A 25581-nucleotide genomic window follows, 5' to 3' on the forward strand; every position below is an offset into this window, starting at 1 on the left:
TTCTGGCGTAAGCGTGCACCGGTCGCGTCGCGTCAAGCACGCCCAACCTATCCATACAGAACACTACGCAGAGCACAACGAGGAGCACATCGATGAATCACGCGGACATGCAGTTTCTGACGACCGAGTTCCCCTACAAGAAGCAATACGGCAATTTCATCGGCGGCGAATGGGTTGCGCCGCTGGGCGGCGAGTACTTCGACGACATTTCGCCGATCACCGGCCACGCCTTCACGTCGATTCCGCGCTCGCGCGAAGCCGACATCGAACTCGCGCTTGACGCCGCGCACAAGGCCAAGGCCGCATGGGGCAAGACCTCGCCCACCGAGCGCGCCAACATCCTCAACCGCATCGCCGATCGCATCGAGCAAAACCTGCACAAGCTCGCCGTCGCCGAAACCATCGATAACGGCAAGCCGCTGCGCGAAACGCTGGCCGCCGACATTCCGCTATCCGCCGATCACTTCCGCTACTTCGCGGGCTGCGTGCGCGCCCAGGAAGGCGGCATCTCCGAAATCGATCACGACACGGTCGCCTATCACTTCCATGAGCCGCTGGGCGTGGTCGGCCAGATCATTCCGTGGAACTTCCCGATCCTGATGGCCGCCTGGAAGCTCGCGCCCGCGCTGGCCGCCGGCAACTGCGTGGTGCTCAAGCCCGCCGAGCAGACGCCCGCATCGTTTCTAGTGCTCGTCGAAGTGATCCAGGACCTGCTGCCGCCGGGCGTGCTCAACGTCGTGAACGGTTTTGGCCTGGAAGCCGGCAAACCGCTCGCCTCGAACAAGCGCATCGCCAAGATCGCCTTCACGGGCGAAACGACCACGGGCCGCCTGATCATGCAGTACGCGAGCCAGAACATCATTCCGGTCACGCTGGAACTGGGCGGCAAGAGCCCGAACATCTTTTTCGCCGACGTGCTCGATCACGACGACAGCTACTTCGACAAGGCGCTCGAAGGTTTCGCGATGTTCGCGCTCAATCAGGGCGAAGTCTGCACCTGCCCGTCGCGCGTGCTGATCGACGAGAAAATCTACGACCGCTTCATGGAACGCGCGCTCAAGCGCGTCGCCGCGATCCAGCAAGGTCATCCGCTCGATACGAAGACGATGATCGGCGCACAGGCCTCGCAGGAACAACTCGAAAAGATCCTTTCGTATATCGATCTGGGCAAGCAGGAAGGCGCGCAATGCCTGACCGGCGGCGAGCGCAACAAGCTCGCGGGCGAACTGGGCGACGGTTACTACGTGAAGCCGACCGTGTTCCGCGGCCACAACAAGATGCGCATCTTCCAGGAAGAGATTTTCGGGCCGGTCGTCTCCGTCACGACTTTCAAGACCGAAGAGGAAGCGCTGGAAATCGCCAACGATACGCTTTACGGCCTCGGTGCGGGCGTGTGGACGCGCGACGGTACGCGTGCCTATCGCTTTGGCCGCGAGATCCAGGCTGGGCGCGTGTGGACCAACTGCTATCACGCCTACCCGGCGCACGCGGCGTTTGGCGGCTACAAGCAATCGGGCATTGGCCGCGAGAACCACAAGATGATGCTCGACCACTATCAGCAGACCAAGAACCTGCTGGTGAGCTATAGCGACAAGCCGCTCGGCTTCTTCTAAACGCCCGCTCACGGTTCGCGTCAGTCAGAACGGGCGCCGCCTCGTGCGGCGCCCGGCTCGTTTCATCGACAAGGAGCATCGCGACATGGTCGAACGCGTCATCGCCACTCCCGCCGCGCTCGCGCTGATCGAACAGCTTGCGCGCGAGCATGGTTCCCTGCTCTTTCATCAATCGGGCGGCTGCTGCGACGGCAGCGCGCCCATGTGCTTTCCCCGCGACGAATTCATGGTCGGCAATGCGGATGTGCAACTCGGCGAGATCGGCGGCGTGCCGTTCTATATGACCGAAGCGCAATTCGAGTACTGGCAGCACACCCAGCTCATCATCGACGCGGTGCCGGGCAACGGCGGCATGTTTTCGCTGGAACGGCCAACCGGGCTGCGCTTTCTCACCCGCTCGCGGCTTTATAGCGACGAGGAGAATGCGTGGCTGGAGGCGCATCCGGTGGCGCGCGTGGCGCTTTAAGGCGACGCGGCCCGGTTAAGAACGTCTGCGCAGGCGCGGTGCTATCTTGAGGCGCATTCACCCTGCGCGGCCGCTACGGCCGCCGAATCTGGAGACGCCATCATGCAAGACCGCGAAGTGAAACTCGTCACCCTGGAGCCGATGGATCTGCTCGCCGTCAGTCACATCGGCCCGTATATGAAGATCGGCGACGCGTTCTACACGCTCGCGCAGTGGCTCGCGGAGCGCAATGTGCGCACCGCCGGCGCGAAGATGGTCGGCATCTATTACGACGATCCGAATACCGTGGAAGCGTCGAAGCTACGTTCGAAGGCCGCGCTGCATCTGGCGGAGGAAACGGACGCGGAAATCATCTCGCCCGTCGAGAAATTCCAGTTGCGCGGCGGTGAGCACGCGAAGGTGCTGCACGTTGGACCGTATCAAGGGCTGCAGCAGGCGTGGATGTGGTTCTACAACGACGGTATGCAGAAGGTTGGGTGCCAGCCGGATTTTTCGGCGCCGTCTTTCGAGGTGTATCTGAATACGCCGGACGAAGCCGCACCCGAGGATCTCAAGACGGAGCTCTATATTCCGCTCGCTTGAGGCGTGCTGTTTTGATGGTGCGGGCAGACCGCTGGAGAAGTTTTCCAGCGGTTTTTGCGTTTACGGGAACCGTCTTTAGGGTTTTAAGATTTATGTATACGTAAACGTAGTAATAGTTAACAAGTCCCTGGGTAATCTGTGGATAACCGGGGAAAACCATTGAGTAAACAAGGCTGTGGAAAATTCATAAGTCTGCGGGCGTAAACGGGAAAATCCCAGGCAGCCTGGGACAACTTTTCCACAGTTCTCCCAGGTTTGAAGTTATCCCCGATTCGTGCACAGCGATTTCCTGGGGTTATGCGCGAGTTATCCGCTGGGTGGTGTGGATAGATTGTTCTGCACCTGAATCCACCCGATTTCAGACTCCGAGCGCGCGCTGCACTTCGTCCCAGTCCAATCCGAATCGCGCGAGATATTTGCGCAGACGATCCGCATCGTTCGGCTGCTTCTTGCTTTGTCGCGAGACCGCGAATAACGTCCGGCCCGCCTCCGACAAACTCGTCGACACGCGGCAAACTTCGAGTACGCGCTCCAGTTGCGCCCGGTCGAACAAGTCGAGATCGTCCGCGCCCTCGCCCATCACCGTTACGACCAGTTCGTCGTCATCGCCCCGCCCTGTCCAGGTTCGCGTGAGCCGCCCGACTTCCTCGCTGGCGATGATTTCGGTGATGCGGCCGTCGTCCGCAAGGGTTGCCATGCGCGTGATTGAGGCCGACAACTCGCGAAAATTGCCTGTCCAGGCGGCTCCCGTGGAGGTGGCGAATGCGAGATATCGACGCTTCGCTTCGACGTTAAAGCGCACTCGCTCGCCCTGCTCCCGCCCGAACCGGTCGAGTTCGAATTCGAGATTGGGCTCGATATCCTCGCGGCGCTGCGCGAGTCCCGGCAGGTCGTAAGTCCACAGGTTGATGCGCGCATACAAGTCTTCGCGAAACGTGGCCGCCGCCACCATCTGTCGCAAATCGCGATGCGTACCGGCGATGAGTTCGAAATCGCTTATCACTTCGGTATCCGAACCAACTGGGAAAAAGCGCTTTTCTTCGATCGCCTTGAGCAGCATCGCCTGTTCGTCGAGGCCGAGTTCGCCGATTTCATCGAGAAACAACAGTCCGCCGTCCGCCGCGCGAAGCAGTCCGGCCCGCGCTGTCTGCGCGCCCGTGAATGCACCCTTCACGTGGCCGAAAAGCGTGGACATGGCGGCATCGCCGCGCAAGGTCGCGCAGTTGACCTCGATGAACGGTCCCGCGAGTCGATGCCTTGCGCGCTTGAGTTCATAGACGCGCTTCGCGAGAAACGATTTGCCCGCGCCGGTCGGTCCGACCAGCAGCATCGGCGCGCGCGATCGTACGGCGACGCGTTCGAGTTGCGCGATGAGCGCATTGAACTGGGCGTTTCGCGTGGCGATGCCCGCTTTCAGAAACGATACGGTTTCGTCGCGCTCGCGCGTGAAGCGCTGAGCGATGCGGTTGTAGCGCGAGAGATCGAGATCGATGACCGAGATCGTGCCGGGTCCGCTTGGGCCTTCGTCGGTGCGTTGCGGCGGCGCGGTCTGAACGAGCCGCGCAGGCAGATAACGCGCCTCCGCGAGCAGGAACCAGCAGATCTGCGCGACGTGCGTGCCGGTCGTGATGTGGATCAGGTAATCCTCGTGCTCCAGATCGAACGCGTAGCCGCGCGCATAGTCATGCAGCGCCGCGTAGACCTCTTCGAAATCCCACGGATCGCCGATGGCCAAGGGCGTGAGACGCACCTCCGTGTGCGGTGACAGATAGGCCAGATCCTCCTTGATGCGATTGGCGAGTCGGTCGTAGTCCGGCGAGTGCAGCAATTCGAGCCGATCGATCGGCCGATCCGGTTGTGAGCAGAGGGAAATTGTCGGTCGCCACTTCTGCCAGCGACGCGGCGCGCGGCCGCCCTGATCCAGCACGGTGCCGAGAAAACCAATCGCAACGGTCTTGCGCATGACTATCCAAAAAGATAAGAGGCGCGATGATTGTATAGAAATGCGATGAATTCCCGACGCTGCGCGCTACCAGATAGATCTGTAGGAAAAAGAATTATTCCTTTGATTTCATTGGCTTGTGAATTATTTCGGTCAAATTCACGGGCATTGGCACGCTCCTCGCTAAATAGTGTGCAGCCTGATGTCCCGCTGGCCCACGAGCCAAGGTTCAAAAGCCTTGCTGGTGCGCCGCCGCCGAATTGCTTCGTCGCGGCAGCGCATGTCGCTATGGACAGACGATGGCCAATGGACGCGCCTGGCGTGCCGTGTACGGGTTCGATTCCCGCAGCGTCCACCATGTTCGATAGCTCGACCTGGTAGAGCAGCCGGCGCAAGCCGGACGGTAGCGGGTTCGAATCCCGCTCGAACGCTGTCCGCAAGGACAGATTCTCGATAAGCATTACCCGCCGGTGTGGGCCGTGAGGCCCGCCGCGCGTCGCACCGGTTGCGGCGCCGCGCGAACGGCTGGGCGGCCGATGCGGCCAGCGCGAACGGGCGCGACGACCTTGAGCAGGATGTCGCCGCACCCGTCAGCCTGGAACCTTCGACCGCTCACCCGTTCGCGTCGCGCCTCGATCCGTGCGGCGCGCGCCAGCCGGCCTCAATGAAGAAAAGAATAAGGACAACGAATATGTGGATGCGTCATGTCGTGAAAAAGAACGAACGCGCGCTCTTGATGAACGAAGGCGATTTCGTGAAGGTGCTGGAACCGGGCGTGTTCCGCGCTTTCGATCCGTTCAAGCGTCTTTCGGTGCAGACCGCCCAGCTCGATGCGCCGCTCGCCGACGCCGCGCTGGCCGACTGGCTGCGCCGCGACGCGCAGGACGTGCTTGCGCAGCACTTCGTCGCCATGGATCTCGCCGACGACGAAGCGGGCCTGCGCTATGCGGACGGCGTGCTCGTCGAGATTCTGCCGCCTGGCACTCGCCGCCTGTACTGGCGCGGACTGGTGGAACACCGCCTCGATCGCGTTGATTTTGTGCAGAACGGCGAACTGGACGCCGCGCTCACAAAGCGCTTGATGCAGCCTGCGCTGCGCGCCCGCGGCATCGCGGGGCTCAACGGCGTACTGCTTGCGCAGGTGCCGGCGTACCACGTCGGCGTGCTGAAGATCGACGGCAAGGTCGAGCGTATTCTCGAAGCAGGACTCTCGGCATTCTGGCGCTTTGGCCGTGATGTGGCGGTCGAACTCGTCGATCTGCGGGTGCAGGCGCTAGAGGTGGGAGGCCAGGAAATCCTCACGCGCGACAAGGTCGCGCTGCGGCTCAATCTTGCTGCGACGTGGTGCTACGCCGACGTACTGCGCGCCTTCGGGCAATTGCAGAAGCCTGCCGACCATCTCTATCGCGAACTGCAGTTCGCATTGCGCGCCGCCGTTGGCACACGCACCCTCGATGAGCTGCTCGAAGACAAGCAGATGATCGACGAAGTCGTGATCGCGCAGGTACGCTCGCGCCTCGTGGATTCAGGTCTGGAAATCCGCAGTGTCGGCGTGAAAGACATCGTTTTGCCGGGCGATATGAAGACGATCCTCGCGCAGGTGGTCGAGGCGGAGAAGGCGGCGCAGGCCAATGTGATCCGCCGTCGCGAGGAAACGGCCGCGACCCGCTCGCTGCTGAATACGGCGAAGGTGATGGAAGAGAACCCGACCGCGCTGCGCCTCAAGGAGCTGGAGACGCTTGAGCGGGTGGCCGAACGCATCGACCGGATTTCCGTATTTGGCGGCCTGGATCAGGTGCTCAACGGTCTGGTCAGCATCAAGGCGTAACGTATAACAACTAGAAAGCGTCAAGGCGCGATGCAATCAGGTCGCGCCTTGCGCAACAAGGCATCAGGTGAATGAAATGAGTGAACGCGATTATCAGGTGATGGAACTGGCGAACGGCAAGCCGGTGAAGATGTGGACGAACGGCGTGGACGTCGAAGTAGAAGCGCGCACGCAGTTGCGCAACACCGCGCAGATGCCGTTCATCTTCCGCCATATGGCGGTGATGCCGGACGTGCACCTCGGCAAGGGTTCGACGATTGGCAGTGTGATTCCGACGAAGGGCGCGATTATCCCGGCCGCGGTGGGCGTGGATATCGGCTGCGGCATGATGGCCGCGCGCACGACGCTCACGGCCGCCGATCTGCCGGACTCGCTTGCGCGTCTGCGCGGCGCGATCGAACGCGCAGTGCCGCACGGGCGCGTGCCGGGACGTCGCGATCCGGGCGCGTGGGGCAATCGCGCGCCGGCGGCGGTGGATGCGATGTGGAAGGCGCTCGAACCCGGCTTTCGACGCATCGTCGCGAAGCAGCCGAAGCTGGAAAAGACCAACCACTACACGCACCTTGGCACGCTGGGTACGGGCAATCACTTTATCGAAGTGTGTCTCGATGAAAGCGAGCGCGTCTGGTTCATGCTGCACAGCGGCTCGCGTGGCGTCGGCAATGCAATCGGCAGTCTGTATATCGAACTGGCGCAACAGGATATGCGTCAGCACATCGCCAATCTGCCGGATCGCAACCTCGCGTATCTGACCGAGGGCAGCCAGCATTTCGACGATTACGTCGAGGCAGTGGGCTGGGCGCAGGATTACGCGCGCCAGAACCGTCAGGCGATGATGGACGCGGTGATCGGCGCGGCGCGTGCCACGATTGGCAAGCCATTCGAGATCGACGGGCACGCGGTGAATTGCCACCACAACTATGTGCAGCGCGAACGTCACTTCGGCGAAGACGTGCTGGTGACGCGCAAGGGCGCGGTATCGGCGCAAAAAGGTGAATTCGGCATTATTCCGGGGTCGATGGGCGCGAAGAGTTTCATTGTGCGCGGGCTCGGAAACGAAGAAAGCTTTTGCTCGTGCAGCCACGGAGCAGGGCGCACGATGAGCCGTACCGAAGCGAAGCGCCGCTTCACGGTCGCGGATCAGGTGGCGGCGACGCAGGGCGTCGAATGTCGAAAAGACGCGGGCGTCGTGGATGAAATTCCGATGGCCTACAAGGATATCGATGCGGTGATGGCTGCGCAGCGCAGTCTGGTCGAAGTCGTGCATACGCTGCGACAGGTGGTGTGTGTGAAGGGATAGGGAGAAATGAGATGAGCAGTCGGGAAAATTTCGCCGCGGTGAGGAGCGCCCATCCGGTGGAACCAGCGGTGCGCACGCGGGTGATGGCCGAGCTGGCCGATGTCGAGCGTCGGCATGATGTGAAGGTGCTGTTTGCGTGCGAGTCCGGCAGCCGCGGCTGGGGCTTTGCTTCGCCGGATAGCGACTATGACGTGCGCTTTGTGTATGTGCATCGGCGCGACTGGTATTTGCGCGTCGAGCCGCAACGCGATGTGATCGAAAGACCGCTCGACGATGTACTCGATTTGAGCGGCTGGGAGTTGCGCAAGGCGCTGCAACTGCTGCATCGCTCGAATCCGACCTTGCTGGAGTGGCTGGATTCGCCGGTCGTGTATCGCGAGGATGAGCGCTGGGCGCCGCGTCTGCGCGAACTGGCGACGGCGTTTTTTTCGCCGATGCGCGGACGGCATCACTATCTGTCGATGGCGAAGAAGAACTTTCGCGGCTATCTGCAAGGCGATACGGTGCGCTACAAGAAGTATCTGTATGTGCTGCGTCCGTTGCTTGCGGTGCGCTGGATCGATATGGGCTTAGGGATGCCGCCGATGCGGTTTGCGGATCTCGTGGCCGGGACGGTGCACGAGGCGGCGGTAGCTGCGGAGCTGGACGCGCTGCTGGAACTGAAGATGCGGGCAGGCGAGGGCGAGTATGGGCCGCGTCGGCCTGCCATCCACGCGCTGATCGAAGCAATGCTCGCCGATGCGGAGCATGACCGCGAGTACAAGCGGCCGTGGGGGGAGGCGGGGATGCTGGATGGGTTTTTGAGGGATGTGGTGATGAGTGAGGCGTGAGTCTGAAATGGAAAAGACCCATAGGTCAGAAAACCTATGGGTCTTTTTTGACGTTGCGGCTATCGATATCGACAATCGTTAAACGTCAATATTCCCCGCCCGCAGCGCATTGCTCTCAATAAACGCACGACGCGGCTCAACATCATCGCCCATCAGCGTGGTGAAAATGCCATCGGCAGCAATCGCATCTTCGATCTGCACGCGCAGCAGACGACGCACAGCCGGATCCATCGTCGTTTCCCACAGCTGCCCGGGGTTCATCTCGCCGAGACCCTTATAGCGCTGCTTCGAGACGTTACGCTCAGCGTCCGCGATCAGCCACTTCATCGCGCTCTTGAAGTCGTTCACAGCCATGCTGCGTTCGCCGCGCTTGATGATGGCGTTCTTGCCGATCAAACCCTTGAACGTATTGGCCGTATTCACGAGCTGCTGATAATCGGCGGTGAGCTGGAACTCCTCGTCGATCACCGACACCTTCACGTTGCCGTGATGCGTGCGCTCCACGCGCAGCGAACGTTGCTCGCGCACCGCGTCGTACATCGGCACGACGCTCACTTCCGGCTTGAGCGGATCGTCACGCAATTGCGCTTCGAGTGCACGCGCCGACGCTTCGGTCGATTCTTCGCTCGACAGATCGATCGCCACACCGTCCATGATCGCTTCGAGCGCGCGCACGTCGTACAGACGCGAAAGACGATCCACCACGCCGCGCGCCAGCTGATACGAACGCGCCAGCTCGCCCAGTGCATCGCCGGAAATCGGCGTGGCGTTTTCGCCCGGCACGAGTTCCGAGCCGTTGAGCGCCAGACGCAGCATGTGCGCGTTCAGGTCGGCGTCATCCTTCAGATAGCGCTCGTCCTTGCCGGCCTTGAGCTTGTAGAGCGGCGGTTGCGCGATATACACATAGCCGCGCTCGATCATCTCCGGCATCTGGCGATAGAAGAACGTCAGCAGCAGCGTACGGATGTGCGCGCCGTCCACGTCCGCGTCGGTCATGATGATGATGCGGTGATAGCGCAACTTCTCAAGGTTGTAATCGTCCTTGCCGATACCGCAGCCCAGCGCGGTGATCAGCGTGACGATCTGCTCGGAAGACAGCAGCTTGTCGTAGCGCGCCTTTTCGACGTTCAGCACCTTGCCGCGCAGCGGCAGGATCGCCTGGAACTTACGGTCGCGGCCCTGCTTGGCCGAACCGCCTGCCGAGTCACCCTCGACGATATAGACTTCCGACTTCGCCGGGTCCTTCTCCTGGCAGTCCGCGAGCTTGCCGGGCAGGCCCACGCCGTCCAGCACGCCCTTGCGGCGCGTCATTTCGCGCGCTTTACGCGCTGCGTCGCGCGCACGCGCGGCGTCGACGATCTTGCTGCAGATGGTCTTGGCGTCGTTCGGCGTTTCCAGCAGGAACTCTTCCAGCGCCTTCGCCACGACTTCTTCCACCGGCGCGCGCACTTCCGACGACACCAGCTTGTCCTTGGTCTGCGAGCTGAACTTCGGCTCCGGCACCTTCACGGACAGCACGCACGAGAGACCTTCGCGCATGTCGTCGCCCGAGGTTTCGACCTTGGCCTTCTTGGCGATTTCGTTATCGGCGATGTACTTGTTGATCACGCGCGTCATCGCCGCGCGCAAGCCCGTCAAGTGCGTACCGCCGTCGCGCTGCGGGATGTTGTTCGTGAAGCACAGCACGCTTTCGTTGTAGCTGTCGTTCCACTGCATCGCGACTTCCACGCCCACGCCGTCCTTCTCGCCCGAGATGTAGAAGATGTTCGGGTGCAGAACGGTCTTGGCCTTGTTGATGTACTCGACAAAGCCCTTCACGCCGCCTGCGAAGGCGAAATCGTCTTCCTTGCCCGAGCGCTGGTCGGTCAGGCGGATACGCACGCCGTTGTTCAGGAACGAGAGTTCGCGGATGCGCTTGGCGAGAATGTCGTAGTGATATTCAACGCTGCCGAAGATGGTTTCGTCGGCCATGAAGTGCACTTCGGTGCCGCGGTGTTCCGTGTCGCCCAGTACCTGCATCGGCGAGACCATCACGCCGTCGCGGTCTTCGAGCACGCGGTTTTGCGCCACGCCACGGTGGAATTCCATGAAGTGCTTCTTGCCGTTGCGGCGCACCGTCAGGCGCAGGAAGCTGGAGAGCGCGTTCACGCACGAGACACCCACGCCGTGCAGGCCGCCCGAGACCTTGTAGCTGTTCTGGTCGAACTTGCCGCCCGCGTGCAGCTCCGTCATCACGATTTCAGCGGCGCTGCGCTTCGGATCGTGCTTATCGTCCATCTTCACGTCCGTGGGAATGCCGCGGCCGTTGTCGGTGATCGAGATGGAGTTATCCGCGTGGATCGTCACGTGGATGTCGTTACAGTAGCCGGCGAGGGCTTCGTCGATCGAGTTGTCCAGCACTTCGAAGACGAGATGGTGCAGACCGGTGCCGTCCGACGTATCGCCGATGTACATCCCGGGACGCTTGCGCACGGCTTCCAGTCCTTCGAGGATCTGGATCGACGAGGCGCCATAGCTGTTGTCGGGTTGCGAGTTGTTCGTATCAGTCATGGATTTTTTCCGGTTCTGCGTACTGCCTGGGTTGCTGCTCGGGGCTTTTTCGAAAAGCCATAAAAACGCCAAAGGGGCTCAGCGCCCCCTGGTGTTCTTCTTCTGTCGCGCTTTTTAGATGCGCATCGGCATCACGACGTACTTGAATTCCTCGTTCTCGGGAATCGTGATGAGCGCGCTGGAGCTGGCGTCGCCAAGGCTCACTTGAAGCGTGTCGACCTTGAGGTTCGCGAGGACGTCGAGCAGATACGTGACGTTGAACCCAATGTCGATGGTGTCGCCCTGGTAGGCGATTTCCAGCTCTTCCTGCGCCTCTTCCTGGTCGGCGTTGGTCGACATGATCTTGAGCTGGCCCGGCTCGATGATGCAGCGCACGCCCTTGAACTTGTCGGACGTGAGAATGGCCGCACGTTGCAGCGAGCGCTGCAGTTCTTCGCGGCCGATTTCGAAGGTGTTCTTGTGCGCCTTCGGAATCACGCGCTGGAAGTCGGGGAACTTGCCTTCCACCAGCTTCGACACCAGTTCGACCTGGCCGAAGGTGAACTTCACCTGGCTTGCGCCGATGTCGATCTTCAGCGAGTCGTCGATGTCTTCGAGCAGACGTTGCAGTTCGAGAATGGTCTTGCGCGGGATGATGACTTCCTGGCGCGCGAATGCGCCGCCTTCGATCTTCATCGACGAGAACGCGAGGCGGTGGCCGTCGGTGGCGACTGCCATCAGCTGGTCGCCGTCCACCACGAGCAGCATGCCGTTCAGGTAGTAACGGATGTCCTGCTGCGCCATCGCGAAATAGACCATGCCGAGCAACTGGCGGAAGGTCTTCTGCGGCACTGCGAGATTCGCGCCGAAGTCCTTGGCCTGCGCCACCGTGGGGAACTCGTCCGCGGCAAGCGTCTGGAGGGCAAAGCGGCTCTTGCCCGACTGCACCGTGAGGCGCTTGTCGGCGAGCGTGAGCGTGACCTGGCCGTCAGGCATCGCGCGCAGGATGTCCAGCAGCTTGCGTGCGGCGACGGTGGTGGCCACCTGGTCGTTGCCAACGCCGAAATCGGCGGTCGTGGTGATCTGCAACTCGAGATCGGTCGACAGGAACGAGACGTCGGGACCGTTTTTGGTGATCAGCAGATTGGCGAGGATCGGCAACGTATGGCGGCGTTCGACAATGCCGCTCACCGTTTGCAGCGGCCTCAGCAGGTTATCGCGTTCGGTCTTGACCAGTTGCATAGAGTTCCTTCGTTGATGTAGCGGTCTGCGCATCCCGTCCGGGACCAGCACCATGCGCGACGACACGTGGTGTCAAGCCCCGGCGCCGCCCTGCAGCGCAGGCCGCGGCGTGAAATCCGCAGGCGGTCCAGCCGCCCGCGGTTAAACCCATATTGTGCCTGAAAACCGACCACTTCCCTAAATTGGGGGCGATCCGGGAAATAAACAGTGCCCCGGCAGCCAGACCGCCGGGGCACGCGCGCATTTCCTGCTGGTTTCCAGGTTTTCCAGCCAGCGCTTTCCAGCGCCGATCAGCCCTTGAGCGTCTGCTCCAGCACGTGCAGCTCGTGGTTGAGCTGGGCGTCCTTGGTGCGCTCGTCAGCGATCTTGCGCACGGCGTGCAGCACCGTGGTGTGGTCGCGGCCGCCAAACAGCTCGCCGATTTCCGGCAGGCTCTTCTGCGTCAGCTCCTTGGCCAGGTACATCGCGATCTGGCGCGGCCGCGCGATGTTCGCGGGGCGCTTCTTCGAGTACATGTCGGCGACCTTGATGCTGTAGAAGTCGGCCACCGTTTTCTGGATGTTTTCCACCGAAATCTGGCGGTTCTGCACCGTCAGCAGGTCTTTCAGCGCTTCCTTGGTCAGCTCGATCGAGATCTCGCGGCCATGGAATTTCGAGTACGCGAGGATCTTGCGCAGCGCGCCTTCCAGCTCACGCACGTTCGAGCGCAGATGCTTGGCGACGAAAAACGCCACGTCTTCATTGAGGCTCACGCCTTCCGACTGCGCCTTGCGCATCAGAATGGCGACGCGCATTTCCAGCTCGGGCGGCTCGATCGCCACGGTCAGGCCGGAGTCAAAACGCGAGATCAGGCGGTCGTCGATACCCGAGATTTCCTTCGGGTACGTGTCGCTCGTGATAATCACCTGCGCCTTGTTGGCGACGAGGGCTTCGAACGCGTAGAAGAACTCTTCCTGCGTGCGCGACTTGCCCGAGAAGAACTGGATATCGTCGATCAGCAGCAGGTCGAGCGAGTGGTAGTAGCGCTTGAAGTCGTCGAACGCCTTGCGCTGGTATGCCTTCACCACGTCCGATACGTATTGTTCGGCATGAATGTAGCGGATGCGCGCACCCGGCTTGTCCACCAGCAACTGGTTGCCGATCGCGTGGATCAAGTGGGTCTTACCCAGACCGACGCCGCCGTACAGGAACAGCGGGTTGTACGAGATGCCGGGGTTGTCCGCGACCTGGATGGCCGCCGCGCGCGCAAGCTGGTTCGCCTTACCGGTCACGAAGTTATCGAACGTGAGTACGGGGTTCAGCTTCGAGCGCTCGTAGGTCGGATCCGGCTCGCCGCCATTTGCGGCTGCGGCTGCGGCCGCGCTCTGACCCGGCCGCCAGCTACGACGGCCTGCGGCGGCTTCGTTGGCGTCGAGGCTTGGCAGATCGAGATCGGCGCCGTCGTCGCCCGCGGCCTGAGCCGCCTGCGCGGCGGCTGCGGCCGCGGCATTGGCCTGCGCAAGCTGGGCAGCGGCCAGCGCTGCCGAACCCGGACCGGCCGGGTTAGCGATATTTGCCTGCGAGCTTAAGTGCGAAGCGGTCTGATAAGCCGGCGCCTGGGCTGCCTGGAAGGCTGGTTCCGCAACCGGGGCGCTCGCCAGCGGCGCACGCGGCGCCGGTGCGGCGGCCATGGGCGCGCGCATTCCCGCCTTCGGATCGAGGACGAACTGCACGTCGACGGGGGTTTGCCAGAAGTCGCGCGCCATATCAGTGATACGGCCCGAGAACTGACTCTTGACCCAGTCGAGCTTGAAGCGGTTGGGTGCGGCTATCTGCAGCGTGTTCGCCGCAGCGTCGAAGGCAACCGGGGCCAACGGTTTGATCCACGTTACGTACTGCTGGGGCGTCAATTCGCGCTCCAGTAGTGCGGAACAGTGTTGCCAGAATTCGTTCATCGAGTTGCTGTGGTCGTTTTGTTTGCAGGCGTTGCTGCCGCGCCGTGCTTGTCGCGCAAACGCAACGGGCCCTGACGGGGCGACGGCAAATGCTCCGGAAGCCCGCGCGGCAAAGGGTTTGCGGCAAGCAGGCGGGCCGGAGCGGCATGCAGGATTCTTGGGATAGGCGAGATTCTAACGCCGATTTCTCCTGGCCTGGGAGTTATCCACAGGGACGGATCAACGCAGCGCGTGTTCGCGCCCCATCGGCGCAACCTGGTCGCAGCGAGGCGTCGCCAGGGCGAAACCTGGGCAAATTCATGTGCGTCAACACCCTAAACTATTGACGGCCAAAGAAAAACGGGATTAAATAGCGGGTTCCGCGAAAACCAATCCCTGTACCACCGGCCATTGCTTTTTCCGCGATGCTCGCCGCGGTCATTTCTCAACAAGTGAGAGCAACATGAAACGTACTTACCAACCTTCCGTTACCCGTCGCAAGCGCACCCACGGTTTCCGCGTGCGCATGAAGACCGCCGGTGGCCGCAAAGTGATCAACGCACGCCGTGCGAAGGGTCGCAAGCGCCTCGCGATCTAAGCGACGCTTCCCAGTGTTGTCGATAGCTTCGCTATCCGCACGATCGACGATAGCGGGCCTGACGTGACACTGCCGGAACAGCTGGAAGAATCGGGCAAAGCGGACGATGTGCGCGCCGCCTCGCTGCGAACGCAGGCCGCTTTCCCGAAGGCCGCAAGGCTACTGAAAACGGATGAGTTCTCATCCGTTTTTCGTTTGCGCCCCTGGCGCCGCGCCGCCCACTTCGTGGTGTACGGTCGGCCCACGGGCAAAGACGCGCGCCTCGGCCTCGTGATCGGCAAGAAATATGCGCCGCGCGCGGTCACGCGCAACCTGGTGCGCCGCATTGCCCGCGAAGCGTTTCGCGTGCGCCGCGCGCAGTTCGAAGGTTTCGATCTGCTGCTGCGTCTGCATACGAAATTCGACCGCAAGGCCATGCCGGGCGCCTCGTCGCCGCCGCTCAAGACGCTGTGCCGTACTGAAATCGAGTATTTGCTCGAAAAAGCGGCACGCGAGGTCGCCAAGCGCAATGCAGCGCCGCAAGCGCCCGACGCTCCATGAGCGCAGCGCGCGAGCCGCATGTTTGCGCCGCGCACGCGGCATCCGCTGTTCACGCGGGTGCGGCACGTTGTCCGTCTTTCCACGCGGCGCTCTTCGGCCGCCACGCCATGCAAACGGTACTGATCGCTTTACTGCGTTTCTACAAGCTTGCCGTGAGTCCTTATCTCGGCAACCGCTGCCGTTTTTACCCTTCCTGTTCGGATTACGCACGCGAGGCAATCCAGTATCATGGCGCCGCGCGCGGGACTTACCTCGCCGCCCGGCGGCTGTGCCGCTGTCACCCGTTTTCGGCGGGTGGCGTCGATCCGGTCCCGCCTGCATCCCCGAATAAGCGCTGATGCGCCATTCCATCGACACTGAGACAACGCATGGATATCAAACGCACCGTCCTATGGGTCATCTTCTTCATGTCAGCGGTCATGCTGTACGACAACTGGCAGCGCGACCACGGACGTCAGTCGATGTTCTTCCCGAGCGCGACGCAAACGCAGACTGCCGCCAGCGGCGCCGCGGGCGCGAGCGCGCCTGACGCCGCTTCCGACCTGCCGGCCGCGGCCGCAGGCCAGGCGCCGACCGGCACGGCGCAACCCGCTGCCGCGACCGCCCAGCTCGTGCACTTCCACACCGACGTCTACGACGGTGAGATCGACACGCGCGGCGGCACGCTCACGAAGCTCTCGCTCGTGAAGGAAGGCGACGGCAAGCAGCCCGACCAGTACATCACGCTGTTCGATCACACCAAAGACCACACGTACCTCGCACGTACGGGTCTGCTGGGTGGCGACTTCCCGAACCACAACGACATCTACACGGCGGCGCCCGGTCCGCGCGAGCTGAGCGGCGACGCCGGTTCGTTCCAGATCAGCCTCGACTCGCCCGAAAAGGGCGGCGTGAAGGTCACCAAGACCTACACGTTCACGAAGGGCAGCTATGTGATCGGCGTGGACACGAAGGTGCAGAACCTGGGCAGCACGCCGGTTTCGCCCACGCTCTACATGGAGCTCGTGCGCGACAGCCAGCCGGTGGAAACGCCGCGCTTCTCGCACACCTTCATCGGCCCGGCGGTGTACTCCAACGAGCATCACTTCCAGAAGATCTCGTTTAGCGACATCGACAAGAACAAGGCCGATTTCGTCAACCAGGCCGATAACGGCTGGGTTGCGATGGTGCAGCATTACTTCGCGACGGCGTGGATTCCGCAGCAAGGCGTCAAGCGCGACATCTACGTTGAGAAGTTCGACAACTCGCTGTATCGCGTGGGCGTGAAGCAGCCGCTCGGCACGATCGCTCCGGGTGCGACCGACAACGTGCAGGCGCGCCTGTTCGCCGGTCCGGAAGAAGAGCGCATGCTCGAAGGCATCGCGCCGGGTCTGGAACTCGTGAAGGACTATGGCTGGGTGACGATCATCGCCAAGCCGCTGTTCTGGCTGCTCGAGAAGATCCACGGCTATGTGGGCAACTGGGGCTGGGCAATCGTGCTGCTCACGCTGCTCATCAAGGCTGTGTTCTTCCCGCTGTCCGCCGCCAGCTACAAGTCGATGGCGCGCATGAAGGAAATCACGCCGCGCATGCAGGCGCTGCGCGAGAGCTTCAAGAGCGACCCGCAGAAGATGAATGCGGCCCTCATGGAGCTGTACAAGACCGAGAAGGTGAATCCGTTCGGTGGCTGTCTGCCGGTGGTGATCCAGATTCCGGTGTTCATCTCGCTGTACTGGGTGCTGCTGTCGTCGGTGGAAATGCGCGGTGCGCCGTGGATTCTGTGGATTCACGACCTTTCGCAGCAGGATCCGTTCTTCATCCTGCCGGTGCTGATGGCGGTCTCGATGTTCCTGCAGACGCGTCTGAACCCGACGCCGCCGGACCCCGTCCAGGCCAAGATGATGATGTTCATGCCGATCGCGTTCTCGGTCATGTTCTTCTTCTTCCCGGCGGGTCTGGTGCTGTACTACGTCGTGAACAACGTGCTCTCGATCGCGCAGCAGTACTACATCACGCGCATGATGGGCAAAGGCAAGAAGAAGGAAAAGGAAGCTGCTTAAGTTAGCCGCTTTCGGCGCCTGAAAAAACAAAGCCGCCTGACGCAAGTCTGGCGGCTTTTTTCATGGCCGTGCGGATGGCGCGCGGTATGCCTGATACTCGAACGTCAGACCTTGCCAGGGCCGCCGTAAAACTGCGAGACCAGTTCTTCCACCAGATAGCGGTGGTGCTCGCTCAACGATTCGATCTTCGAAGCGAGTTCGAGCGTTTCCTCGGAAAGCGGGTATTTGTCGTCGGGTTTGCGCGGCTTGGGTACGGCGGGCGCGGACTTGCCAGGCGACGGACCGTAGTGAAGCCAATGCACATCCACGTCGAACCATTCAGCCAGCGTTTCCAGTTTGTCGCTCGTGGGAATGGTGCGACCGCTCAGCCACTTGTGGACGGTCTGCGGCGAGACGGGCTGTTCGCCGTGATGACGCAGGTTGAACCGGTTGGCGAGATCGGTGCTGCCGCGCAGTTTTTCGGGTGCGCGCTTCATGGCGAACTTGAGACGTTCGGCGAAGGCGGCTTTTTCTTCGGAGGTTGGCATGACGCTGATTGTGCAATCGGCTTTCGTCGAAGTTGACAACCAGTTGGGCTAGATATAGCTCATGAAAGCTACAAATCACCTAAAAACGCAACTACCTCAACAATTTGTCATAAGAGCGAAAAAGCAGAATGGCCGTTTATTTCTCGCGCTTTTGCAGGGATCTTGTCTTAAATTTAACAAGATAGTCTAAGACAAGCCTTATCCAATTTGGGATAAATTGAGGGTGTTCGTGGTCTCGCCGCAGGTCCAGCCGCGCAGAGGCCAGGCGTTACAATCCATGCACTTTTGCGCACGCACGCGGGAACCCTTTCCAGCGCTGCGCTGTGTTCATTCCGATCTCACCGATTTACCTCGACTTCATTCGCCATGCTCGCCACCGATACCGATCCCATCGTCGCCATTGCCACTGCGCCCGGTCGCGGCGGAATCGGGGTCGTGCGGGTATCGGCCGGCCGTGCGGGCGCCGCGGCGGCCGTTGCGCTCATGCAAGCGCTGACCGGCCAGACGCTGGCCGCGCGCCACGCGAGCTATGTGCCGTTTCTCGATGGCGCGGGCACGGTGCTCGATCGCGGCATCGCGCTGTACTTCCCGGCGCCGCATTCGTACACGGGCGAGCATGTGCTGGAACTGCAGGGCCACGGCGGCCCGATCGTGCTGCAACTGGTTCTGCAACGCTGCATCGAGGCGGGACGCGCCTTCGGTCTGCGCCTTGCCGAACCCGGCGAATTTACGCGCCGTGCGTTCCTCAATGACAAGCTTGACCTCGCACAGGCCGAAGCGGTCGCCGACCTGATCGAGGCCAGTACCGAAGCCGCCGCGCGCTCGGCGGGACGCTCGCTCGACGGCGCGTTCTCGCGCGATATTCACGCGCTGGTCGACGACGTCGTGACACTGCGCATGCTGGTGGAGGCGACGCTCGATTTCCCGGAAGAAGAGATCGACTTCCTGGAAGCCGCCGATGCGCGCGGCAAGCTCAGCGCAATTCGTGCGCAACTCGACCACGTGCTGTCCGAAGCGCGCCAGGGCGCGCTGCTGCGCGAGGGTCTTGCGGTCGTGCTCGCGGGGCAGCCGAACGTCGGCAAATCGTCGCTGCTCAACGCGCTCGCGGGCGCGGAGCTGGCGATCGTCACGCCGGTGGCCGGCACCACGCGCGACAAGATTTCGCAGACGATCCAGATCGAAGGCATTCCGCTGCACATCATCGACACGGCGGGCCTGCGCGAAACCGAAGACGAGGTCGAAAAGATCGGCATCGAGCGCACGTGGAGCGAAATCGGTCGCGCCGATGTGGTGCTGCATCTGCTCGACGCGCGTGTGGGCATGACGGCCGAAGACGATACGATCGCCGCGCGTTTTCCGGCGGGTGTGCCGGTGGTGCGCGTGCTCAACAAGACCGATCTCACCGATGTCGCGCCCGAAGTGGCGAAGCGTGCGATGGATCATGGCGCCGAGCTGTGCGAAGTGCGGCTTTCGGCGAAGCAGGGTGACGGCGTGGCGCTCCTTCGCGCCGAACTGCTGCGTATCGCGGGATGGCAAGCCGATGCGCAAAGCGTTTATCTCGCACGCGAGCGCCATCTGATCGCCTTGCGTGCGGCGCGCGAGCAACTCGCGCAGGCGGCGGATCATGCGGAGCAGAACGCGCAATCGCTCGATCTGTTCGCGGAAGAATTGCGGCTTGCCCAGGAGTCGTTGAACTCGATCACGGGCGAGTTCACGTCGGATGATCTGCTTGGTGTGATTTTTAGCCGGTTTTGTATCGGAAAATAATTCGCCCCCGATAAGCAGGATCCCAAATCATTTGCGCCGACAACGAATCGACGCGAATGCCGGTCGTCGGCAATCAGTAAGGATTGTGAACTGATTGCAACGGGTTACAACGCGCTCCCGCAATAGCGCCCCCGATTTTTACGGCCGTAACGAGTGGTCACACATCGTTTCGTTTTCAAACCTCGCGATTGCCGACAATCAATGCATTCGGGAGAACATCATGAAAACGTTTCGACTCTTGGGCGCCTTGATTGCTGCTGCTGGCATCGCCTCGCTGACGGGCTGCGTTGTCGCGCCCCCCTATGCATATGCGCCGGCACCGGCGTATGGTTACGGTTACGCTCCAGGTTATTACGCCGCGCCTGCAGTCGATATTGGGGTCGGCGTTGGCGGCTACTACGGGCACGGCTGGCGACATTAAGGACAACGGCACAACACCAGGATATTTCCTGGCTCAAGCCTGTCAACCGATCGTCGAGGGCGCTGGAAAGGCCCTCTGGCGGGCTTTTCGCGCATCGCCTGTTCCCCCCTCTCACCCCCCTATCAATTGTGATAGCTAGTCACCGGCCACCGGCGAACTAGAGTGACACCACGGATCCACTAAATGAGATCTGGACTGTTCCGGGGGCTTAGAAAAATGATGTTCATCGATCAGGAAATCGCGCACATCATGCGCGTCATGGTGCCGTCGCTGTTAACCGATGGCACGGTTCCGATTCTCTCCGTCGAGTACTGGCATCGCCGCCTGTCGAATCTGCTCGACACGGCCCAGCTCTCGCAAACCCAGTTTCGTACGATCGACTCGCTGATGACGCAACTTGAGCGTCTGCAGCTCAAGGCGCGCCTCGCCGCCTGACGAGCCGGTCGGTGCGCAGCCCGCAAAGAACGGGCGCCGCAATGCCGATTTGATTTACCTCGCCATGTAACCCGAGCATGGATTAGCCCGCCACTGTGCGGGCTTCTTTCTTTGCGGGCCGCAAAAAAATAGCCGCGGCAGGGGCCGCGGCGAAAGAGCTTGCCAACAACTACTGACAACACGGCGCGAGGGGACGTCGCCGCAAAATCATTGTCGTAGCTCGCTCCTGACGCTTCAATGGCCGCATGACGGATCTGACAATCGTTGACCTTCGCTGTCAGCCGTCGATCCGCCCCTCAAAACGAACTCGCCGCGTCCCACGTGCGATTAAGTTAAGCCTCTTGAAATCACCCTGTAGCCCCTGCATGTACGGCGCACTTTCATCGGAGAATTCTGATCGTGGGAAGCCGTCCATCCTTCATCGACGATCTCGCGCGCGACCTCGCAGCCCAGAGTGCCAACGCCGATAGCGCGAACACCCGTCCCCACGGCGACGAAGCCTTGCTCGACGCCTATTCACAAACCGTCATCGGCGCGCTTGAGCGTGTGCAGCACGCCGTCGCTCACATCGCGGTCGAGCGCCGCGCCGCTTCCGCCAGCCAGGGCGCTGCGCGCAGCGGCAGCGGTTCCGGCTTCCTGTTCACGCCCGATGGCTATCTGCTGACGAACAGCCACGTCGTGCATGGCGCGAGCGCGCTGCGCGTGACGCTCGCCGACGGTTCGACCTATGACGCCGATCTGATCGGCGACGATCCGAGCACCGATCTCGCCGTCCTGCGCATCGGCGCTTCGGAGGTGCTGCCGCATGCGCAGCTGGGCGAATCAGCGAAGCTGCGCGTCGGACAGATCGCAATTGCCGTAGGCAGCCCGCTCGGGCTTGCGCAGACGGTCACCACGGGCGTGGTGTCGGCGCTCGGCAGATCACTGCGCTCAAACTCGGGGCGAATGATTTACGACGTGATCCAGACCGACGCGGCGCTCAATCCCGGCAACTCGGGCGGCCCGCTGGTCAATTCGGCGGGACAGGTGATCGGCGTGAACACGGCCATCATTCCTGGCGCGCAGGCGATCTGTTTCGCCACGGCGATCGATTCCGCAAAGTGGGTGATCACGCAGCTGTTTGCGCATGGCCGCGTACGCCGCGCGCACGTGGGCATCGCCGGTACGACCGTGCCGATCGCGCGCAAGGTGCAACGGTTTTTCGAACTGGGCGCGACGAGCGGCGTGCGCGTGATGGAAGTGGTGAAGGGCGGTCCCGCCGCGCTGGGCGGGTTGCGCGTGGACGATACGATCGTCGCGATCGACGGCGTGGCCGTCGACGGCATCGATGCGCTTCAGCGTCTGCTCGACGCTTCGCGCATCGGCCGCGCGGTTGAATTTACGATCGTGAGGCTGACGCAGAAGCTGAATCTGCAGATCACGCCGGTCGAGCAGGACGTACCGGCTTACCAGCCGGGCTGACCGTAGCCGCCACCGTCGCCATAGCCGTTATACGGCGCGGGCGGCGGGGCCGGTTGCGGCGGCGCGCAGGGCACGTAGCGACCTGAATACTGGTCGTAGCAACCGCCCGGCGCAGGCGCGGCGGCGTAGACAGGCGCCGGTTCGGCATAGACCGGTGCGGGCACCGGAGCCGGCTCGGCATAGACCGGCGGCGCCTGATAGGCCACGGCCGGCCCATTGATGGCCGCACCGACTACGGCGCCAATCAGCGCGCCGCCAACGAGCGCACCCACCACGTCGCCGCCATGATCGTGCGCGCTGGCCGGACCGGCCGCCATCACACACCCCGCTACCACCAGTACGGCTGCAATCTTACGCATGACGTTCTCCTCGAGAACCTTTGAAAACATGCGAGCGATTGTCGTCGGGAAGCGCGGATACAGGTGATGCAAGTGGTAACGACGAATTACGCAGCCGATGAATTACGGTGCGCGGGGAGGCGGGGCGTGGGATTCGGCGTCCGGATCATCCGGCGCAGCCGGCGAAGAGGGAGGATCGCGACGCCTGCCGGCGCCGGGGCAAAGCAAAGACAAGGCGATGGAACAGACCATCAGCGCGAACAGGGCGACGAAGTACGTCATCCAGGAGAACTCGACATCCACGAGTCCCTCCTAAGATTAATGCGTCCACTACGGCGTCAACCGAGGCCCGCCCGCGCGAGGCACGAACGACAGCCCGGCGGCAGGTGCCGGACCGTCACTCATGCCGCAGATTCAATGGTGCAGGATGCTGCGCAGCGGATGACGCCAGTCGATGTGAGGTGCGCCCGCTTCTACGCGCTGCCGGTGCTCCTCGAGGATTTCGTCGGAAAACAGAAAAACGACAATGACGAGGGGGATGACCAGAAACGCGCCCAGTATTACGTGCTCTATCACGATAACCTCCTGGTTGTCAAGCGGTTGCGAGTTCATTGTAGCCGGAAAGCTACAACTTGTACTGCGGGCGAATACTGATTCATCGGAAACAGGGTGCGCCGCCGCACGCAATCGCTTGAGCAGGTCATGTGCCCGGAGCTTACCGGGTTGACGCCGCCGTGAAAGCGAGGGCTTTTGTCAGGCCGCTGACTTCTTCCAGACCGCAGCAAACAGGCCCGCGCCGATCAGCAGCGAGCCGCCGGTGCGGTTGACCACGCGTTGCACCCGCGGGCTGCGTACGGCGCGGCGGGCAGCCGCCGCAAGCAGGGCGTAGCCGAATGCATTGAGCGTGGCGAGCACGAGGAAAGTCGCTTCGAAGATGACGATCTGCGGCAGCGCAGCGGCGTGCGGGTCGATGAACTGCGGCACGAAGGCGACGAAGAAAATCAGGCTCTTCGGATTGAGGGCGGTGACGGCGTAGGCGTGCGCGAAGATGCGGCCGGTGCGTGTTTCGGAGGTATCGGCGGAATCGGCTGTCATGACCGGCGCGCGCCAGAGCTTGATGCCGAGGTAAATCAGATAGGCCGCGCCGACCCACTTGAGCATCGAGAACAGCGTCGCGGACGCGGCAAGGATGACGCCGAGTCCAAGCATCGACGCCGTCATGGCGGTGAAGTCGCCCAGCGCCACGCCGGCCGTGGTTGCGAGCGCGTAGCGGCGGCCGTGGCCGAGCGCATAGGACACGACGAGCAGCACAGTCGGTCCTGGAATGGCGACGAGGATGGCCGATGCAATCGCAAACGGCAGCCAGTGGGCAAGCGTCATGACAGTCTCCGGGTCTTGATATCGTTGGGGTGATCCGATTTATCCACGAAGTTTTCGTCAGTGCAAGGGGCCGCGTACGCGCTTGCGGAAAGCGCGAACGTGCTGCGCCCGCACACAAGATTTCCTTGCGCTGCGCTTACCGTCCTCTACCTTCAGAAGGTTGGCCTGGATCCAGCAGTTAAATACATCGCTAAGCTGAATAAAAATCCGCGCGCGCCAGACGTGACGCAGTCGAGGAGGCAAAACATGAAAATTCGATCCACCCTGATCCTGATCGGCGCCGGTCTGCTTTGCGCCGTTTCTTCGCAGGCGCAGGACGTCACGGTCAAGCCGCAGCAAACGGTGCAGCTCAAACCCGGCGCGTACGGTTGCCTTTCCAAAGACAAACTCGACGCCGTCACCCTCCATGAACAGGCTGGCGAACATCAGCAGATGCAGGAATATTTCGCCGATTTCCGCTGTCTTACCACGCCGGACAACCAGACGTTTCGCGTCGTGCGCGTGGACGGACACGACATCGAATTCGTGAACGCCGCCAATGCCGACGATCAAGGTCTCTGGACCAGCGACCGCTTCATCAGGCAATAACGGCCGCGGACAAAACACGGATCTGACGCGAAGTCGTCACGGCATCGTCATTTTCGCGCCAGATCATGCCGGATGATCCGGCGCGTTGCCGTCCGACGAATGCGGCACAGGACGTGCTGGAACTCGCTATCATGTGCGGCTTTTGCGCGGCGCGGGATTCGGCATGGCACTCAAATCGACCATCTTCAAGGCAGAGCTACAGATTGCGGACATGGACCGGCATTACTACGCCGACCATGCGCTGACGATCGCCTGCCATCCCTCGGAAACCGACGACCGGATGATGGTGCGGATCGCCGCCTTTGCGCTGTTCGCGGGCGAGCGTCTGGAATTCTGCAAAGGCCTGTCCGATACCGACGAGCCGGATCTCTGGAGCAAGGATTACACGGGCGCGATCCAGACCTGGATCGAAGTCGGCCAGCCGGACGAGCGCCGCATCGCCAAGGCCAGCGGCCGTTCCGAAGAGGTCATCGTGATCGCGTATGGCGGCCGCACTTCGGACATCTGGTGGCAAGGCGTGCGCAGTAAGGTCGAGCGCCTGCGCAATGTGACCGTCTGGTCGCTGGGCGAGGGCGTGGCGGCCTCGCTGGGCAAGCTCGCGGAGCGCAGCATGCGGCTGCAATGCACGGTTCAGGATGGCGCGGCATGGATCGGCAGCGAGAAAAGCGAGCCGGTGGCCGTCGAATGGACCGTTTTCAAGGCGCCCGAGAACGTCTGACGACAGCGCGGCGTTGCCGGATGGTTATCGGACGATCAGGCAGCAGGCGGCCCTTTCAGCTCGACCATGTTGCCCTCCGGATCGAACAGATAGAGCGACGGCCCCAGGCCTTCCGCGCCATAGCGCGCGACTACTTCGCCGGGGCGCGCTCCGGCCTGCGCCAGCCAGGCCCTGAGCGCTTCGCCGTCGAACGGCTCCACGCGCAGGCAGAGATGATCCATGTTGCGGCCCGTGCCGCCTTCGGCGTGACGGTCGAGCGGGCCGCCCACCGTAATCAGATCGACCAGCGAGCGCCCCGCGCGCAATTGCACCAGACCCAGTTCGCGCTCCTCGCGCTCGACGCGGCAACCCAGAACCTCACAGTAAAAACGCGTCATGGCCGTGGGGTCGGCCGCGCGGATCACCACATGGTCGATTTCGCGAATCTGGATCTGCATGATGTCCTCCGGCACTTGCCCGGCAGTTCGGGGCGCATCGAGGCAGTGTAGGAGGAACGCGGGCGCGGAGCGTATAAAAACGCTGGA

General features: G+C 62.2%; 27 protein-coding genes and 1 tRNA gene. 17 read left to right on the forward strand and 11 right to left on the reverse strand.

From position 1 onward, the window contains the following. Positions 1-92: 92 nt before the first annotated feature. From adh to F3J17_RS21705, 3 genes are all read left to right on the forward strand, one after another. A complete protein-coding gene (adh, locus tag F3J17_RS21695; RefSeq protein WP_167063495.1) occupies positions 93-1613 on the forward strand; it encodes an aldehyde dehydrogenase in 1521 nt (506 codons plus the stop codon). 85 nt (positions 1614-1698) lie between these two features. Then, positions 1699-2079 carry a DUF779 domain-containing protein gene (locus tag F3J17_RS21700; RefSeq protein WP_167063500.1) on the forward strand — a complete coding sequence of 127 codons (381 nt, stop codon included), beginning with the start codon at positions 1699-1701 and terminating at the stop codon, positions 2077-2079. A gap of 102 nt (positions 2080-2181) precedes the next feature. Next, on the forward strand, positions 2182-2661 hold the full coding sequence (locus tag F3J17_RS21705) for a GyrI-like domain-containing protein (protein WP_167063503.1): 480 nt from the start codon (positions 2182-2184) through the stop codon (positions 2659-2661). Between the two features lie 358 nt (positions 2662-3019). Here the strand turns inward: F3J17_RS21705 and rtcR are convergent, their stop codons facing one another. Both rtcR and F3J17_RS21715 read right to left on the reverse strand, forming a co-directional pair. Next, positions 3020-4624, reverse strand: a complete 1605-nt coding sequence (gene rtcR, locus F3J17_RS21710; RefSeq protein ID WP_167063506.1) for an RNA repair transcriptional activator RtcR — start codon at positions 4622-4624, stop codon at positions 3020-3022. 2 nt (positions 4625-4626) lie between these two features. Continuing rightward, positions 4627-4962, reverse strand: coding sequence for a hypothetical protein (locus F3J17_RS21715; protein WP_167063509.1), 336 nt, complete (start codon positions 4960-4962; stop codon positions 4627-4629). Between F3J17_RS21715 and F3J17_RS21720 the strand changes: the two genes are divergently transcribed. From F3J17_RS21720 to F3J17_RS21735, 4 genes are all read left to right on the forward strand, one after another. After that, a tRNA-Cys gene (locus F3J17_RS21720) sits at positions 4962-5034 on the forward strand. The two genes, F3J17_RS21715 and F3J17_RS21720, sit on opposite strands and share 1 nt — an antisense overlap. A gap of 260 nt (positions 5035-5294) precedes the next feature. Continuing rightward, entirely contained in the window at positions 5295-6431 is a 1137-nt protein-coding gene (locus F3J17_RS21725; RefSeq protein ID WP_167063512.1) for a slipin family protein, read from the forward strand. A 76-nt stretch (positions 6432-6507) separates the two neighbouring features. Continuing rightward, positions 6508-7731 carry an RtcB family protein gene (locus F3J17_RS21730; RefSeq protein WP_167063515.1) on the forward strand — a complete coding sequence of 408 codons (1224 nt, stop codon included), beginning with the start codon at positions 6508-6510 and terminating at the stop codon, positions 7729-7731. A gap of 11 nt (positions 7732-7742) precedes the next feature. Beyond that, positions 7743-8561, forward strand: a complete 819-nt coding sequence (locus F3J17_RS21735) for a nucleotidyltransferase domain-containing protein (protein ID WP_167063518.1) — start codon at positions 7743-7745, stop codon at positions 8559-8561. 78 nt (positions 8562-8639) lie between these two features. Here the strand turns inward: F3J17_RS21735 and gyrB are convergent, their stop codons facing one another. From gyrB to dnaA, 3 genes are all read right to left on the reverse strand, one after another. Continuing rightward, positions 8640-11111 carry a DNA topoisomerase (ATP-hydrolyzing) subunit B gene (gyrB, locus tag F3J17_RS21740; protein ID WP_167063521.1) on the reverse strand — a complete coding sequence of 824 codons (2472 nt, stop codon included), beginning with the start codon at positions 11109-11111 and terminating at the stop codon, positions 8640-8642. Between the two features lie 114 nt (positions 11112-11225). Next, positions 11226-12332: a DNA polymerase III subunit beta gene (dnaN, locus tag F3J17_RS21745; protein ID WP_167063524.1), complete on the reverse strand. Its 1107-nt coding sequence runs from the start codon at positions 12330-12332 to the stop codon at positions 11226-11228. A gap of 290 nt (positions 12333-12622) precedes the next feature. Continuing rightward, positions 12623-14266 carry a chromosomal replication initiator protein DnaA gene (gene dnaA, locus F3J17_RS21750; protein WP_167063527.1) on the reverse strand — a complete coding sequence of 548 codons (1644 nt, stop codon included), beginning with the start codon at positions 14264-14266 and terminating at the stop codon, positions 12623-12625. 442 nt (positions 14267-14708) lie between these two features. Between dnaA and rpmH the strand changes: the two genes are divergently transcribed. The 4 genes from rpmH (at position 14709) to yidC (ending at position 17422) form a co-directional block, all read left to right on the forward strand. After that, a complete protein-coding gene (gene rpmH / locus F3J17_RS21755; RefSeq protein WP_004198824.1) occupies positions 14709-14843 on the forward strand; it encodes a 50S ribosomal protein L34 in 135 nt (44 codons plus the stop codon). A gap of 63 nt (positions 14844-14906) precedes the next feature. Then, positions 14907-15383 carry a ribonuclease P protein component gene (gene rnpA, locus F3J17_RS21760; protein ID WP_345891229.1) on the forward strand — a complete coding sequence of 159 codons (477 nt, stop codon included), beginning with the start codon at positions 14907-14909 and terminating at the stop codon, positions 15381-15383. 107 nt (positions 15384-15490) lie between these two features. Continuing rightward, positions 15491-15721, forward strand: coding sequence for a membrane protein insertion efficiency factor YidD (yidD, locus tag F3J17_RS21765; RefSeq protein WP_027815935.1), 231 nt, complete (start codon positions 15491-15493; stop codon positions 15719-15721). A gap of 30 nt (positions 15722-15751) precedes the next feature. Beyond that, positions 15752-17422, forward strand: coding sequence for a membrane protein insertase YidC (yidC, locus tag F3J17_RS21770; protein ID WP_167063530.1), 1671 nt, complete (start codon positions 15752-15754; stop codon positions 17420-17422). Between the two features lie 104 nt (positions 17423-17526). Here the strand turns inward: yidC and F3J17_RS21775 are convergent, their stop codons facing one another. Then, positions 17527-17949, reverse strand: a complete 423-nt coding sequence (locus tag F3J17_RS21775; RefSeq protein WP_167063533.1) for a transcriptional regulator — start codon at positions 17947-17949, stop codon at positions 17527-17529. A gap of 366 nt (positions 17950-18315) precedes the next feature. Here F3J17_RS21775 and mnmE point away from each other — a divergent pair, with 366 nt between their 5' ends. The 4 genes from mnmE (at position 18316) to F3J17_RS21795 (ending at position 22033) form a co-directional block, all read left to right on the forward strand. Next, positions 18316-19716, forward strand: a complete 1401-nt coding sequence (gene mnmE / locus F3J17_RS21780) for a tRNA uridine-5-carboxymethylaminomethyl(34) synthesis GTPase MnmE (protein WP_167063536.1) — start codon at positions 18316-18318, stop codon at positions 19714-19716. Positions 19717-19936: 220 nt separating this feature from the next. After that, the gene (locus F3J17_RS21785) at positions 19937-20137 is read left to right on the forward strand and encodes a hypothetical protein (RefSeq protein WP_167063539.1); all 201 of its coding nucleotides are present in this window, start codon (positions 19937-19939) and stop codon (positions 20135-20137) included. Between the two features lie 216 nt (positions 20138-20353). Beyond that, positions 20354-20572 carry a hypothetical protein gene (locus F3J17_RS21790; protein ID WP_167063542.1) on the forward strand — a complete coding sequence of 73 codons (219 nt, stop codon included), beginning with the start codon at positions 20354-20356 and terminating at the stop codon, positions 20570-20572. 399 nt (positions 20573-20971) lie between these two features. Beyond that, positions 20972-22033, forward strand: a complete 1062-nt coding sequence (locus F3J17_RS21795) for a trypsin-like peptidase domain-containing protein (RefSeq protein ID WP_167063545.1) — start codon at positions 20972-20974, stop codon at positions 22031-22033. Here the strand turns inward: F3J17_RS21795 and F3J17_RS21800 are convergent. The 4 genes from F3J17_RS21800 to F3J17_RS21815 form a co-directional block, all read right to left on the reverse strand. Next, positions 22018-22392 carry an ecotin precursor gene (locus F3J17_RS21800; protein WP_167063548.1) on the reverse strand — a complete coding sequence of 125 codons (375 nt, stop codon included), beginning with the start codon at positions 22390-22392 and terminating at the stop codon, positions 22018-22020. The genes F3J17_RS21795 and F3J17_RS21800 overlap by 16 nt on opposite strands. A gap of 102 nt (positions 22393-22494) precedes the next feature. After that, positions 22495-22674, reverse strand: coding sequence for a hypothetical protein (locus F3J17_RS21805; protein ID WP_167063551.1), 180 nt, complete (start codon positions 22672-22674; stop codon positions 22495-22497). Between the two features lie 111 nt (positions 22675-22785). Then, positions 22786-22983, reverse strand: coding sequence for a hypothetical protein (locus F3J17_RS21810; RefSeq protein ID WP_052391700.1), 198 nt, complete (start codon positions 22981-22983; stop codon positions 22786-22788). 141 nt (positions 22984-23124) lie between these two features. Beyond that, positions 23125-23751, reverse strand: a complete 627-nt coding sequence (locus F3J17_RS21815; RefSeq protein ID WP_167063554.1) for a LysE family translocator — start codon at positions 23749-23751, stop codon at positions 23125-23127. Positions 23752-23997: 246 nt separating this feature from the next. On the opposite strand from F3J17_RS21815, the gene F3J17_RS21820 reads away from it, so the two are divergent. Beyond that, positions 23998-24339, forward strand: a complete 342-nt coding sequence (locus F3J17_RS21820) for a hypothetical protein (protein WP_167063557.1) — start codon at positions 23998-24000, stop codon at positions 24337-24339. A gap of 163 nt (positions 24340-24502) precedes the next feature. Continuing rightward, entirely contained in the window at positions 24503-25057 is a 555-nt protein-coding gene (locus F3J17_RS21825; RefSeq protein ID WP_167063560.1) for a YaeQ family protein, read from the forward strand. A 35-nt stretch (positions 25058-25092) separates the two neighbouring features. Here F3J17_RS21825 and F3J17_RS21830 read toward each other — a convergent pair whose 3' ends face one another. Then, positions 25093-25494 carry a VOC family protein gene (locus F3J17_RS21830; protein WP_167063563.1) on the reverse strand — a complete coding sequence of 134 codons (402 nt, stop codon included), beginning with the start codon at positions 25492-25494 and terminating at the stop codon, positions 25093-25095. Between the last annotated feature and the right edge of the window lie 87 nt (positions 25495-25581).

Origin of the sequence: Burkholderia sp. Ax-1719 (genome assembly GCF_011753055.1) — a bacterium.
Classification (GTDB): Bacteria; Pseudomonadota; Gammaproteobacteria; order Burkholderiales; family Burkholderiaceae; genus Paraburkholderia.